The organism is Bacillus cereus group sp. BfR-BA-01311 (assembly GCF_022664295.1).
GTDB lineage: Bacteria > Bacillota > Bacilli > Bacillales > Bacillaceae_G > Bacillus_A > Bacillus_A cereus.
This window is the reverse complement of sequence record NZ_JAKUHC010000001.1, coordinates 429,769-443,087: the sequence shown is the minus strand read 5'-3', so window position 1 is coordinate 443,087 and position 13,319 is coordinate 429,769. Positions and strand designations below refer to the sequence as shown.

The window sequence follows — 13,319 nt, the reverse complement described above, 5'->3', positions numbered from 1 at the left end:
TTCCCCTCCTTATTGCGCTTTAATTTTTTCAAGAAGCCCTTCATCAAAAGTGCCGTTTTTCAGCATTTCGATTTCCAATTTATATGGTGGCTTCTTATCTTTTTTATCTTCCCCTACATACGGTGTTTCAAGAATTTTTGGTACATGCATTAACTGTGGATGATGTACAATGTGATGCAATGCTTTATACCCAATGTGACCAAATCCAATGTTTTCATGACGGTCTTTTCCTGCTCCGCGTACATTTTTACTATCATTAATATGAAGTACTTGTAAACGATCTATACCAACGATCTTATCAAATTCGTTTAATACGCCGTCAAAGTCATTTACAATATCATATCCTGCATCGTGCGTATGACACGTATCAAAGCATACAGATAGCTTTTCATTATATTTTACACCATCAATAATCTTCGCAATTTCTTCAAAGCTACGACCGCATTCTGTTCCTTTTCCTGCCATCGTCTCTAACGCAATGTTAACCGTCTGTTCTGGCGTTAATACTTCATTAAGCCCTTTAATAATTTGTTGAATACCAGCATCTGCTCCAGCACCAACGTGCGCTCCTGGGTGAAGAACAATTTGTTTCGCTACACCTAATGCCGATGTTCTTTCAATTTCCATGCGAAGAAAGTCTACGCCTAATTGGAATGTTTCTGGCTTCGTCGTATTCCCAACATTAATAATATACGGCGCATGGACGATAATTTCCTCAATTCCGTTCAGCTCCATATGTTTTCTTCCTGCTTCTATGTTCAATTCTTCAATTGGTTTTCTTCGTGTATTTTGCGGTGCACCTGTATAAATCATAAACGTTGTTGCACCGTATGAAACAGCCTCTTCACTTGCTGCTAATAACATTTTCTTACCACTCATAGAAACATGAGATCCAATCTTTAACATACAATCACCTCTTCAATATACAATAGATATAATGATAGCATAATTTGTAGAAATATGTAGTGAATTGTTTGTTCACAAAAGACGCACTACACAAATTCATATGACTATTTAGACAGACTATACTCTTCATTTAAATTACCGGGATTAAAAAAAGATAAGGGAAACCCCTTATCTTTTTTTATTGCTATATTTTCTCTTCACTTTGTCACGTTCTGTTGCAAGTTTACGTTTATAGTTTGGTTTTACTTTTTTCGGTTTTTTTATAACTTTCGTTGCCATAACATCAAGTTCGTCATTTGGTTTTTTACGGCTCTTACGACGACGACGCTCACCTAAATCTGCCCACTCATCTCCACGTAAATCTACATGTTTAAACTCGATATGACGTTGTTTTTCTAAGCTATCTAACGCTTCTTCGTTTGCTGGATCATAAATCGTCACTGCAATACCAGAATGCCCCGCACGTGCTGTTCTTCCAACGCGGTGAACGAAGAAATCTAAATCTGATGGTAACTCATAGTTAATAACATGGCTAATCCCTTCAATATCAATACCACGTGCTGCTAAATCAGTCGCAACAATATATTGGAATTCAAGGTCACGAATTTGTTTCATCATTTTTTTACGATCACGTGGTGATAAATCCCCGTGAATTCGTCCAACTTTTAAGCCACGTTCCATTAATCCATCAGCAACTTGGTCTGCCATCTTTTTCGTATTCGTGAAAACAACTGCTAAATACGGTTTAAATTGAAGTAGCATTTTATGCACTAAATCAATTTTATTACGATGTTTAGAAGGCACTAAATAGTGTTCAATGTTTCCAGCTGCAACTTGTTTTGGATTGATATGAATATGCTCTGGATTCTCCATATATTTCTTCAGAAACGGTTTTAGTTTTTGAGGAATTGTTGCAGAGAAAACTAACATTTGCAAGTTTTTAGGCATGCGTGCTGCAATTTTGTCTACATCATGAATGAATCCCATATCAAGCATTAAGTCTGCTTCATCGACAATAATCGTATTTGCTTTATGAACAAATAATGCTTGTTCTTCAACTAAGTCTTTAATACGTCCTGGTGTCCCAACTACGATATGAGGTTGTTTTTTCAATTTCTCAATTGAACGTTGTTTATCAGTTCCACCAATTAAACAACGTGCTGTAATCATTTGGTCTTCCGCACAAAACTTTGTTAATTTCACGACTTCTTCGTAAATTTGTTGTGCTAACTCACGAGTAGGCGCTGTAATAACAAGTTGTACTTCTTCACGACTTGCATTAATTCTGTTTAATGTAGGAAGTAAGTATGCATGTGTTTTCCCAGAACCTGTTTGGGATTGTCCAATTACACTTACACCTTTTTTCACGACTGGGAAAATTTTCTGCTGAATTCCTGTCGGCTCTGTAAAGCGTAGTTCACGAACTGCATCTATTAAAAATGGTTTAAAATCATACTGTGTAAAAGTTTGTTGTGTCATAAGTTACACCTTCTTTCTAAAATTTCTACTGCGCGCACAAATCAGTCAAGTCTACATTATATCGAAATCTACAAGTAAAATCCATCTTTAGTTTAGGTTTTCACTTCAAAAACTAACCTTCTTCCCTTTTATTGCATATTGTATGTGTATATACCTAACTGAAGAAAGGAGGATTTCTCACATGTTTCCGAAATCCCCTACAAGGCAAATGTATCCGAATCCAGGGCAGCAACCTTATACACCATATCCAATTCCACAACTACCACCAATGGCACAAAAAAAGAAAGGTTTTCTTGCTAAGCTTTTTAAAAAACACGATCCAACCGAGCCTTTTATGCAAATGGTTCCACCTTACCGACAAATGGAAGGGCAACCAATGATGCATCAGCAACCACCACCGCCGCAATATCATCAGCAATATCCGCAGCAATACCAGCAACAATATCCGCAGCAACATCCACAATATCAACCATACATGCAGCAACATCCTGAGCAAATGATACCGCCTCAAATGTATGAATCAAATGAAACGCGCGGGGGCACAACTACAGCTGCGGCAACAGCAAGCAGTGGCATCGGCAGTTTTTTTTCGAACTTAATTTCAAATCCAACTAATATGATAAATAACATCGAAAAAGTATCCCAAGTCGTTCAATCTGTAGGTCCTGTCGTCGAACAGTACGGTCCTATTATGCGTAGTCTACCAAGCATTGTTAAAATCCTCACCTCTGGAAAAAGCACGGAAGAAAATCAAACGGAAAATGTAACAGAGCCAGTTGAAGTAGAAAGTCCGCCTCCTGCACCTCAAAAAAAGAAACGAAAACGAAAGAAAATAGTGATTGAACCTGTAATAGAAAAAGAGTTACCGAAAGAACCAGTTCAACAAACAGCAACAAAACCAAAACTATATGTGTAACAATCCTTTGTTTTCTATCCACTCCTCCTTTATAATGTAAAAGACTATGCACAAAAGTATCCCTTGTTTAGAAGGAGAGGATTACTCATATGAAAATTGTTAAAATTTCCCCTCGTGGTTATTGCTACGGTGTTGTCGATGCAATGGTAATTGCACGTAACGCCGCATTAGATAAATCATTGCCGAGACCCATTTATATTTTAGGTATGATTGTTCACAATAAACATGTTACAGACGCTTTTGAAGAAGATGGAATCATCACATTAGACGGTCCAAGTCGCTTAGAAATTTTAGATAAAATTGATTCTGGTACTGTTATTTTCACTGCACACGGTGTTTCTCCAGAAGTTAAACAACGCGCAAAAGAAAAAGGTTTAACAACAATCGATGCTACTTGCCCAGATGTTACCAAGACGCATGACCTTATCGAAGCTAAGAAAGCGGAAGGGTATCATGTCATTTATATCGGTAAAAAAAATCATCCAGAGCCAGAAGGCGCAGTTGGTATTGCACCTGACATCGTTCACCTTATCGAAAGAGCCGATGATTTAAAAACATTAGAAATCCCAACAGATAAAATTTTAGTAACAAATCAAACAACGATGAGTCAATGGGATGTTCAACATTTAATGGAGGACATTCAAAAAAAATTCCCAACAGCAGAATTCCATAAAGAAATTTGTTTAGCAACTCAAGTTCGCCAAGAAGCTGTCGCTAAACAAGCTGATGTTGCAGACTTAACAATTGTTGTTGGTGATCCGAAAAGTAACAATTCAAATCGCTTAGCACAAGTATCACAAGAAATCGCGGGTACAAAAGCATATCGAGTTGCTGATGTAAGCGAAATTCAATTAGAGTGGCTACAAGGTGTAGAAAACGTAGCTGTTACAGCAGGTGCTTCTACTCCAACGCCAATTACGAAAGAAGTTATCGCTTTCTTAGAGCAATATAACCCAATGAATCCCGCTACATGGGAAAGAGTTCGAAAAGTACCGTTACAAAAAATATTACCTCGCGTGAAAGTGAAAAAAGAACAATAATAAAAACCGTTGCTTGCATGAGCAACGGTTTTTATTTTTCTTATACAAATATAAATGGATCTGTATGTAACTGCGAAGCATGAATGTGTACATTGAGTTTCTTTGCATCTACTTTTTCTTGTAATTGCTTTTGTACACCTTGTTTCATTACTTTTTCAACATTATGTCCTGGGTCAACTATATTTAAACCGAGCATCATCGCATCATGAGCAACATGATAGTACATGTCACCAGTTACATATACATCTGCTCCTTTAAATTTCGCTTGGTTTATATATTTATTACCATCTCCACCAAGTACAGCTACTTTACGCACTTTATCGTCTAACTTACCGACAACTCTTGCGCCCTTCACGTCTAATGATTGTTTCACATGTTCTGCAAATTGACCAAGCGTCATTTCTTCTTGTAAGTATCCTATTTTTCCTAGGCCTAACGTTTCACCTTTATTATCAAGCGGATACACATCGTATGCTACTTCTTCATAAGGGTGCGCCGTTACCATTGCTTTAATCACTTTCCGCTGTAATGAAGCTGGAATAATCGTTTCGATTCGCACTTCTTCTACACGTTCTAACTGTCCAGTTTCCCCGATATAAGGATTTGTCCCCTCTTGAGGTACAAATGTGCCTGTACCCTCGCTACTAAACGTACAGTGGCTATAATTGCCGATATGACCAGCACCTGCGTCTCCTAATGCATTCCTTACTTCTTCTGCATGAGTGACTGGCACAAACACAACAACTTTTTTCATTTCTTCTGCATATGTCGGTGCCAAAACTTCTGTATTTTGCAATCCTAACACCTCAGCAAGTAAATCATTTACCCCGCCCTTAGCAACATCCACATTTGTATGCGCTGCATAGATTGCAATATCATTTTTAATACACTTTTCAATAATTTTCCCATACGCCTTATCTGTATGAATCGCTTTTAACGGGTTAAAAATTAAAGGATGATGAGCAATAATGACATTTGCCCCTAATTGAATTGCTTCATCCACAACTTCTTCCGTTACATCTAACGCAATCAATACGTGCCGCACCGGTTTATTAAGCGCTCCAATCTGCAGGCCAATCTTATCTCCTTCCATCGCCAAATGCTTCGGATACATACTTTCAAATAAAGAAATAATTTCATGGCCATTTGGAATTTTACTCATGATAAAACCTCCCCTATCATTTTCATTTTCGCTTCTACTTCCCCACGCTTCGCTTTTGTTTCTTCAGAATCAGCTGCACGTTCTAACTGTTTTAAAATATTTTGGAAGTTTTTTAATTCTCCTTCCCATTTTTCAACGAAGGCTTCACTTTTTTCTGTTATTAAAAATGGTCCCATAAACAATTCAGCTTGTTTATTTTCAGAGTAAGGCGCTGCAACATTTCCTCGCTCCCCTACTAAAATTTCGTAAATTTTCCCATCTTCTTTTACGATTTTTTCATGGATAAGCTCCCAACCATTCTCAATAAACCATTCACGAATATGATGCGCTGCAATATTAGGCTGTAAAATTAAACGTGTTACACCTTCTAATTTTTCTTTACCACTTTCTAAAATGTCACGAATTAACGCTCCGCCCATTCCGGCAACTGTAATTACATCTACTTCTCCTGGTGCGATAACAGCTAATCCATTCCCTTTACGCACATCTACTTTATCTTGTAAACCACTTTCAGCTACAGTTGCTTGCGCAGAGCGAAATGGTCCATCTACGACCTCTCCTGCAACTGCTTTTGTAGCAATATTATTTATAATTGTATAACACGGTAAATACGCATGATCCGATCCAATATCAGCGACTGTAGATCCTACTGGTATTTCACGTACAACTTCTTCTAATCGTTTTGAAAGCTTTACTTCATTCATGTATTTCCATTACTCCTTCTCTTGTCAGTCTGTCTCCATGATAATGAATTTATAGTAGTTGTTGCAAGCCCATAACAACAATTCACTGCTCTATCATTCATCGTATTTTAGAAAATATAGAAAAACAAGCCCTTTGCATAAGCAAAAGGCTTGTCATACGGAACTTTATTTTTTCTTCGATAACCAATCAGCTACTTTAGCGGCTTGATCAGCTGGAACTATATTGGCAGGCATATTGCCTTTTCCTTTCGAAAGAATTTCTTTAATTTCATCCTTTGAAAGTTTCCCACCAATTTTTTGCAAGTTAGGTCCAACTGCCCCTTGTAACTGATCACCATGGCAGCTCGTACAGCTTTGCTTCACAATATCTTCTGGTTTTGATGCCGTTTGTGCTGGCTTCCCGCCATTTTTTGCATCAGCTAACTCTTTAGATTTATTTAGCCCCTGAAATGAAAATACAAACATAACGATAATACCCAATGCTGCAATAAGAGCGAACGGAATCAGCGGATTACGTTTCATATCTCTTCTCCCCCCTCTATACCCCTAAATAGTTAGATGATTCAGTCATTTCCATTGTACTTGAAAACGCTCTATCAGAAAAGAGTAAACTACCACTTGTTAAAAATATTCCATAAATTCAGTTTATTGTTTTTTATTGTCATATCGCTTATTATTTCGATAATTATTAACGTTTCTCATCATATTTTTCGCTTTTCTACATATATTTTTGTATAGAATAAACAAAATTAATCGAAAAATCGAAAAATGAGCATTTGCAAATCAAAAGACAATTCTGTAAAATAAATTACAAGAAATTGTAATCGTTGCCGATAGCTAAATTTTAACAAAAATTAACAAAATAAAAAAGTTTACTTCACAATGGTGAAGTAAACTTAAAAAATAACCTATTCTAAGAAATCCTTAAGACGCTTACTACGGCTTGGATGTCTTAATTTGCGAAGTGCTTTTGCTTCAATTTGACGGATACGCTCTCTCGTTACGCCAAATACTTTCCCAACTTCTTCAAGCGTACGAGTTCGTCCATCATCTAAACCGAAACGAAGACGTAGAACATTTTCTTCACGATCTGTTAGCGTATCTAACACATCTTCTAATTGTTCTTTTAGCAATTCATAGGCTGCATGGTCCGCAGGCGATGTTGCTTCTTGGTCTTCAATAAAGTCACCTAAATGGGAGTCATCTTCTTCACCAATTGGTGTTTCAAGAGAAACTGGCTCCTGTGCAATTTTTAAGATTTCACGTACTTTTTCTGGAGCAAGATCCATTTCTTCACCAATCTCTTCAGGAGACGGTTCACGACCTAAATCTTGTAATAATTGGCGTTGTACACGAATTAACTTGTTAATCGTTTCAACCATATGGACTGGAATACGAATTGTTCGCGCTTGGTCTGCAATGGCACGTGTAATAGCTTGGCGAATCCACCAAGTTGCATACGTACTAAATTTGAAACCTTTACGATAATCGAACTTTTCAACAGCTTTAATTAGACCCATATTACCTTCTTGAATTAAGTCTAAGAAAAGCATACCACGGCCTACATAGCGCTTTGCAATACTTACTACAAGACGTAAGTTTGCTTCTGCAAGACGACGTTTCGCTTCTTCATCGCCTTCTTCAATACGCGTTGCAAGTCGAATTTCTTCTTCTGCAGATAGTAAGTCTACACGACCAATTTCTTTTAAATACATACGAACAGGATCGTTGATTTTAACCCCTGGTGGTACACTTAAATCATTGAGGTCAAACTCTTCTTCTGTTTTTGAAATTTGGCGATTATTAGGGCCTTCTTCGTTGTCATTATCACCAACTAAGTCAATGCCTTGTTCACCTAAATATTCATAGTATTCATCCATTTGATCGGATTCAATTTCAAATCCATTCATGCGTTCTGCAATCTCTTCATATGTAAGAACGCCACGTTTTTTTCCGAGCTCAGTGAGTTGTTCTTTCACTTGCTCAAGGGTCATTTCAGTTTCAATTTGTTTAGAACGAGCTGGTTTGTCAGCCATCTGTTCCCCTCCTTACGCGAGATACAAACATTCATTATACTAAAACTTTATCAAAAAAGCTATTTTCTCGCTTTTTGATTTTGTAAATATGCTACATAATATTTAGCAGCCTCTACAGGATCTGTTTTTTCCATTTGTTTCACTTTAAAGATGATCTCCATCTTTTCAAGTTTTTCCTGATGCCGCCTAAGCGTCTCCAAATGGCCTTGCAACACTTCTTCTGTGTATTCTGGATTAATAAATTCATCCGTCGAAATATCAGTGATAATATTTTTCAACTTTTCATCAGAGAGCCAACTTAAAAATGTTCCGACTGAAGGTTCATTTCCCTTTTCATAATATGCGTATAGTTCATATAAAATCCCTTTATGTTCTTCTGTATGAAAATCTTCTATATGGGATTCCATACGAACAGCTACTTCTGCACTTTGCAACATATGGTAAATAATTTCTCTTTCCGCTCTTTCAAAACCTGTTAACTTCGGTTTTGTTTGAACGACTTGAGACGGTTTAGCAACCTGCTTTATTTGTTTTTGCTGTACCTTTTGTTCTTTGCGATATTGGTGCAATTGATTCAAAAGTGTTTCCATTGAATACGAAAATTCTTGCGATAATGACTTCAAATATGACTCTGCCTGCATCGCATCTTGTAACAACGATAACTCTTTTAAAACACTTTTCACATATTCTTCTTTGCCAGACTCATCTTGCAAATTTTTCCCTAAACGCAAATAATTTATTTTAAAACCAACAAAACTCACACTTGATTTCACAAGATTTTCAAAAGCGGTAGTCCCATATTGTTGCACATATTCATCAGGATCAAGCTTATCTGGCAAGGATGTGACTTTCACTTGGCAACCAACTTTTAGCAATAATTGCCCTGCTTTCATCGTCGCTTCTCGCCCTGCTTTATCACCATCATAGCAAAGAACAACAGTTTCAACGTTACGTCGCAGAAGTTTTGCTTGTTCTTCAGTTAAAGCTGTTCCCATTGTCGCAACAGCTTCTTCCACACCACTTTTTACCGCAGCTAGTACATCGGCATATCCTTCAAAAAGAACCACTTGCCCACGCTTTCTAATAAACGGTCTTGCTTGGTGGAAGTTATACAACAATTTACTTTTGTGAAAAATCGGTGTTTCAGGGCTATTTAAATATTTCGGAGTGTCATCCCCTAACGCCCTTCCACTAAACGCTATCACCTTACCTTGTAACGTATAGATCGGGAACATAACTCTTCCACGGAAGCGATCGTAATGACTACCATCCTTCTCACTTCTTATTAGAAGGCCAGCTTGTTCCATACTAGACAGCGATAAACCTCTTTTTTGTAAAATTTTCGTCGCCGCATCCCAAGCAGGTGATGCATAACCAATTTCAAACTTCTCAATCATCTCTTTCGTAATACCACGGTTTAATAAATATGAAAGTGCTTCATTTCCCTCTTCCGTATTTACTAATAAATGATGATAATACTTTTTCAATAATTCATGAGCTTGTTGCATGATGACAGTGTCATCAGATATGTCTTCTTGTTGTCCTTGTCCTGATGTGTACTCTGCAACCGCAATTCCATTTCTTTCGCCTAGCTTTTGAACAGCCTCGGTAAAAGCCAGTCCTTCCATTTTCATTAGAAAGGAAAATACATTTCCACCTTCTCCACATCCGAAGCAATGAAAAATTTGCTTATCAGATGAAACAGAGAATGAAGGAGAATTCTCACCATGAAATGGACAAAGGCCGAAATAGTTACGCCCCTGTTTTCTAAGTTGAACGTATTCACCAATGACTTCTACAATATCGGATGATGTCCGAATCTGTTCAACAACTTCTTCGGGAATTCTGTTCCCCATAACTCCATCTCCGTGTCGTATTTTGTATTCGATATAAATTAAAAAATTCCTTTATAATTCGACAATATTTTTCTAAACTTGTTAGAAAGTGTTGCCGATTACATTGTATAAACGATTTTGAACCTTTCCTATAGGTCCTTTATCTGCATAAATCGCATATACATACTTGCTATATAAAATTGTATACATTTGCTCATCTGTTACAAATGTATCTCTTAGAAACAATACATATACACCTTTTTCCAAGAAGAGTAGCAAGCCACATATACTGTTTGATCTTGAGATCTGTAACTTTTTCATGTTGATCCATATAACAATCAACTCCATTTTGTTCAGTATCTACAATGATCCAATTGCCTTGCTATTTCCTTAAAGGATGAGCATATGATGCGACAAACAAAATTCCGACATGAAATTCCGCTCCAACTTGCACAATTTCAGCCTTCACGGGATATACATCTACACCAACTAATATGTTGTTGATGTTTTGCATATTTCTGTATTCTACATCCCTTCTGTGAATCCTTCCATAATGTGCGTTTTCTTGTATAGATTTTGTCGATTTAACGTAATTACATGTCTTTTTCGTAAATCCTATCCCTAGTTTATTCTGAAAAATTAAAGTCTAAACGTAAAATATAGGTTTTTATCACAATTTTTTATTATAATATATTTTCTTCAACTACGCTACATATCCCTTTATTTTTTCATCTTACATTTCAGGATGACAAACTCACACCTTGAATATACTAAAAGACAAAGGAGTATAAGTATAACCATTACACTACAATCTATTACAAAATCCATAGGTATCATATTTCACACGAGCGAAAAAAGCACATTCACCTTTGGTAAATGTGCTAAAACATTTTTTGGTTTTGCACTGCATTCACAATAATATTTGCTGTTTCTTCAATCGCTTTATTCGATACATCGATTACTTGGCAATTTATTTTACTAATTACTTCCTCAAAGTGATCAATTTCTTCTTGAATACGATTAATATTTGCATATGTTGCTCCATCACTTAATCCAAGTGATTTTAATCGTTCTTTTCGAATATGATTTAACTTATCTGGCGTAATTTTCAAACCGAAACATTTTTCTTTTGCCACTTGATATAGTTCTTCAGGTGGGTCAACTTCTGGCACGAGTGGTACATTCGCAACTTTCAAGCGTTTGTTATGAGCTAAATATTGGGAAAGTGGTGTTTTTGATGTACGCGAAACACCAATCAACACGATATCTGCTTTTAAAATACCTCGTGCATCTCTGCCGTCATCATACTTCACAGCAAACTCAATCGCTTCAATCTTTTTAAAGTATTCTTCATCTAACCTACGGACAACACCTGGCTCATATCTCGGCACTTGCCCCGTAATTTCTTCAATTTGATCAATAAGAGGGCCGATAATATCGTATGCCTCTACCCCTTCTTTTGCAGCCTCTGTTACTAAATACTGGCGCATATCAGGCTTAACTAACGTAAAACATATAAGTGCTTGATTACTCTTAGCAATCGAAATCACTTCTTTTAATGTCCCTGTATCTTCTACATACGGTACACGTCTAATATCAGGAGCAAACGGGAATTGCCCCATTGCTGCTCGAACAACCAAATCAGCCGTTTCCCCTACAGAGTCAGATACGACATATACGATTTTATTATCCATTACATTACCTCACTTTAAACAAATTACACTTATTCGTTATTTACTAAATTTACAAACGCACGTGTAATATTTGTTTTTGTAATTCGCCCAATCACTTCTAAACCTTGTTTCGTATCTTTTACAACTGGCATTGCATCAATCTGTCTTTCTATTAATTCCATCGCAATATCATATAAAGAATCCTCTCTACGACACATCGCAATGTTTGGCATCCTTGTCATGATAATATTAACCGGAAGAGAGGTTAAATCCTGCTTTCCTAAGCTCGCTCTTAATAAATCTTTACGAGACACAACACCAACTAATAGAGTCATCTGATCTACAACGAACAATGTACCAACGTCCTCTAAAAACATCGTACAAATTGCATCGTATACGGAAACATTTTTATCAATTACAACCGGTCTAGATTGATAATCTTGTACTTTAATTTTCTTAACAGCTTCAGATAATAGCTGCCCCCCAGTTTTACCCGTATAAAAATAACCTACGCGTGGACGTGCTTCTAAATAACCAGCCATCGTTAAAATTGCTAAGTCTGGTCTTAGCGTCGCACGTGTTAGACCCAATTGCGCTGCAATTGATTCCCCTGTAATAGGACCGTGATCTTTTACAATCTGAATGATATGTTCTTGCCGTTTATTCAGCTCTATGATAATCACCACCTTTAATGCACAACGAAAAAAGTTATACTATCTCTTAAATATTATATACTAAATATGCTATTCGAAAAAGAAAGTATGTAAAAAGGACCGTATACGGCCCAAAATTATATTTGAAACTTATCAAGTTGTTCTAAAAAACGTCTTGATTTCAAATAAATTCCGCAATATTCATCATAATATGTATTCAATACTAAACGCATTTGTTTTTTTGTGCTATCCTTTACCGATACATTTCCGAGCCTATGTAAATCGAAATGGAAGAAAAGACGTAATAATTTATGAACAGCTTCTCCTACCGGTATACGATATGGGTCTTGCTCTGCATGACGTGAGCACAGAAAACCGCCTTCCCTGACGGAGAAGGCGACAAAGTCTGTTTCTTGATGACAAATCGCACATGTATCAAAGTACGGGCGCATCCCTAATACCGGAAGCATTTTCGTTTGATAAATTAATGATAATACTTCTGGATCAACACCCTCACACATATAATGCAACGTTTGATATAACATTTCAAATAAATACGGATTATGTTTTTTATCTTCTGTTGCTTTATCAGTTAATTCAACAATAAATGATGCATAAGCAGTTAAAAATATATCCTCGCGAATTTCTTTCATAGTTGAAATAATCTCGCCTTGTTGCAATGTTCCAAGCCCAGATCCCATTTGAATAAGAAACTGGCCATGTGTCATTAATTGCGACACAGATGCTAATCGGCTTTTCGGTTTTTTTGCCCCTCTTGCCATTGCACTTACCTTACCAAGTTCTCTTGAGAATATTGTAACAATCTTGTTCGTTTCTCCGTAATCTGTCGTACGGATAACGATGCCCTCAACTTTTTGAAACATGTTCGTCACCATCCAAGGTTTGAACAAAACG

13 protein-coding genes are annotated in these 13,319 nt (G+C 36.8%); 2 read left to right on the top strand and 11 right to left on the bottom strand.

Annotation, left to right across the window (positions count from 1 at the left end; translation table 11 throughout):
* Positions 1–9 precede the first annotated feature (9 nt).
* Positions 10–906: a deoxyribonuclease IV gene (locus MR136_RS02320; RefSeq protein WP_000912460.1), complete on the bottom strand. Its 897-nt coding sequence runs from the start codon at positions 904–906 to the stop codon at positions 10–12.
* Between the two features lie 168 nt (positions 907–1,074).
* Positions 1,075–2,385 carry a DEAD/DEAH box helicase gene (locus MR136_RS02315; protein WP_242259250.1) on the bottom strand — a complete coding sequence of 437 codons (1,311 nt, stop codon included), beginning with the start codon at positions 2,383–2,385 and terminating at the stop codon, positions 1,075–1,077.
* Between the two features lie 181 nt (positions 2,386–2,566).
* Between MR136_RS02315 and MR136_RS02310 the strand changes: the two genes are divergently transcribed.
* Together MR136_RS02310 and MR136_RS02305 are read left to right on the top strand one after the other, a co-directional pair.
* Positions 2,567–3,301: a YqfQ family protein gene (locus MR136_RS02310; protein WP_017673541.1), complete on the top strand. Its 735-nt coding sequence runs from the start codon at positions 2,567–2,569 to the stop codon at positions 3,299–3,301.
* Positions 3,302–3,390: 89 nt separating this feature from the next.
* Positions 3,391–4,341, top strand: coding sequence for a 4-hydroxy-3-methylbut-2-enyl diphosphate reductase (locus MR136_RS02305; RefSeq protein ID WP_000706662.1), 951 nt, complete (start codon positions 3,391–3,393; stop codon positions 4,339–4,341).
* A gap of 40 nt (positions 4,342–4,381) precedes the next feature.
* On the opposite strand, the gene MR136_RS02300 is transcribed toward MR136_RS02305, so the two are convergent.
* The 9 genes from MR136_RS02300 to recO form a co-directional block, all read right to left on the bottom strand.
* Positions 4,382–5,503, bottom strand: coding sequence for a Nif3-like dinuclear metal center hexameric protein (locus MR136_RS02300; protein WP_017673540.1), 1,122 nt, complete (start codon positions 5,501–5,503; stop codon positions 4,382–4,384).
* Positions 5,500–6,207 (bottom strand): tRNA (adenine(22)-N(1))-methyltransferase, encoded by a 708-nt coding sequence (locus MR136_RS02295; RefSeq protein WP_001006542.1) that lies wholly within the window; start codon positions 6,205–6,207, stop codon positions 5,500–5,502. The genes MR136_RS02300 and MR136_RS02295 overlap by 4 nt, the downstream gene beginning before the upstream one ends.
* A 165-nt stretch (positions 6,208–6,372) precedes the next feature.
* Positions 6,373–6,729 carry a cytochrome c550 gene (gene cccA, locus MR136_RS02290; protein ID WP_000828141.1) on the bottom strand — a complete coding sequence of 119 codons (357 nt, stop codon included), beginning with the start codon at positions 6,727–6,729 and terminating at the stop codon, positions 6,373–6,375.
* A 386-nt stretch (positions 6,730–7,115) separates the two neighbouring features.
* Positions 7,116–8,243 carry an RNA polymerase sigma factor RpoD gene (rpoD, locus tag MR136_RS02285; protein WP_000764065.1) on the bottom strand — a complete coding sequence of 376 codons (1,128 nt, stop codon included), beginning with the start codon at positions 8,241–8,243 and terminating at the stop codon, positions 7,116–7,118.
* A 59-nt stretch (positions 8,244–8,302) separates the two neighbouring features.
* Positions 8,303–10,099, bottom strand: coding sequence for a DNA primase (gene dnaG, locus MR136_RS02280; RefSeq protein WP_000528221.1), 1,797 nt, complete (start codon positions 10,097–10,099; stop codon positions 8,303–8,305).
* Positions 10,100–10,180: 81 nt separating this feature from the next.
* Complete coding sequence (locus tag MR136_RS02275) at positions 10,181–10,324, bottom strand: hypothetical protein (RefSeq protein ID WP_000479733.1); 144 nt, start codon at positions 10,322–10,324, stop codon at positions 10,181–10,183.
* A gap of 635 nt (positions 10,325–10,959) precedes the next feature.
* A complete protein-coding gene (locus MR136_RS02270; RefSeq protein ID WP_000368944.1) occupies positions 10,960–11,772 on the bottom strand; it encodes a pyruvate, water dikinase regulatory protein in 813 nt (270 codons plus the stop codon).
* 29 nt (positions 11,773–11,801) lie between these two features.
* On the bottom strand, positions 11,802–12,434 hold the full coding sequence (locus MR136_RS02265; RefSeq protein ID WP_000583756.1) for a transcriptional regulator CcpN: 633 nt from the start codon (positions 12,432–12,434) through the stop codon (positions 11,802–11,804).
* A 107-nt stretch (positions 12,435–12,541) separates the two neighbouring features.
* Entirely contained in the window at positions 12,542–13,288 is a 747-nt protein-coding gene (gene recO, locus MR136_RS02260; protein WP_000487013.1) for a DNA repair protein RecO, read from the bottom strand.
* Positions 13,289–13,319 lie beyond the last annotated feature (31 nt).

What these genes read in the sequence shown, in the direction of transcription:
- MR136_RS02295 (WP_001006542.1), bottom strand. Translation starts at nt 6,207, where the DNA reads ATGAATGAAGTAAAGCTTTCAAAACGATTAGAAGAAGTTGTACGTGAA.
- MR136_RS02270 (WP_000368944.1), bottom strand. Translation starts at nt 11,772, where the DNA reads ATGGATAATAAAATCGTATATGTCGTATCTGACTCTGTAGGGGAAACG.
- dnaG (WP_000528221.1), bottom strand. Translation starts at nt 10,099, where the DNA reads ATGGGGAACAGAATTCCCGAAGAAGTTGTTGAACAGATTCGGACATCA.
- MR136_RS02300 (WP_017673540.1), bottom strand. Translation starts at nt 5,503, where the DNA reads ATGAGTAAAATTCCAAATGGCCATGAAATTATTTCTTTATTTGAAAGT.
- MR136_RS02315 (WP_242259250.1), bottom strand. Translation starts at nt 2,385, where the DNA reads ATGACACAACAAACTTTTACACAGTATGATTTTAAACCATTTTTAATA.
- recO (WP_000487013.1), bottom strand. Translation starts at nt 13,288, where the DNA reads ATGTTTCAAAAAGTTGAGGGCATCGTTATCCGTACGACAGATTACGGA.
- MR136_RS02310 (WP_017673541.1), top strand. Translation starts at nt 2,567, where the DNA reads ATGTTTCCGAAATCCCCTACAAGGCAAATGTATCCGAATCCAGGGCAG.
- MR136_RS02305 (WP_000706662.1), top strand. Translation starts at nt 3,391, where the DNA reads ATGAAAATTGTTAAAATTTCCCCTCGTGGTTATTGCTACGGTGTTGTC.
- rpoD (WP_000764065.1), bottom strand. Translation starts at nt 8,243, where the DNA reads ATGGCTGACAAACCAGCTCGTTCTAAACAAATTGAAACTGAAATGACC.
- cccA (WP_000828141.1), bottom strand. Translation starts at nt 6,729, where the DNA reads ATGAAACGTAATCCGCTGATTCCGTTCGCTCTTATTGCAGCATTGGGT.
- MR136_RS02320 (WP_000912460.1), bottom strand. Translation starts at nt 906, where the DNA reads ATGTTAAAGATTGGATCTCATGTTTCTATGAGTGGTAAGAAAATGTTA.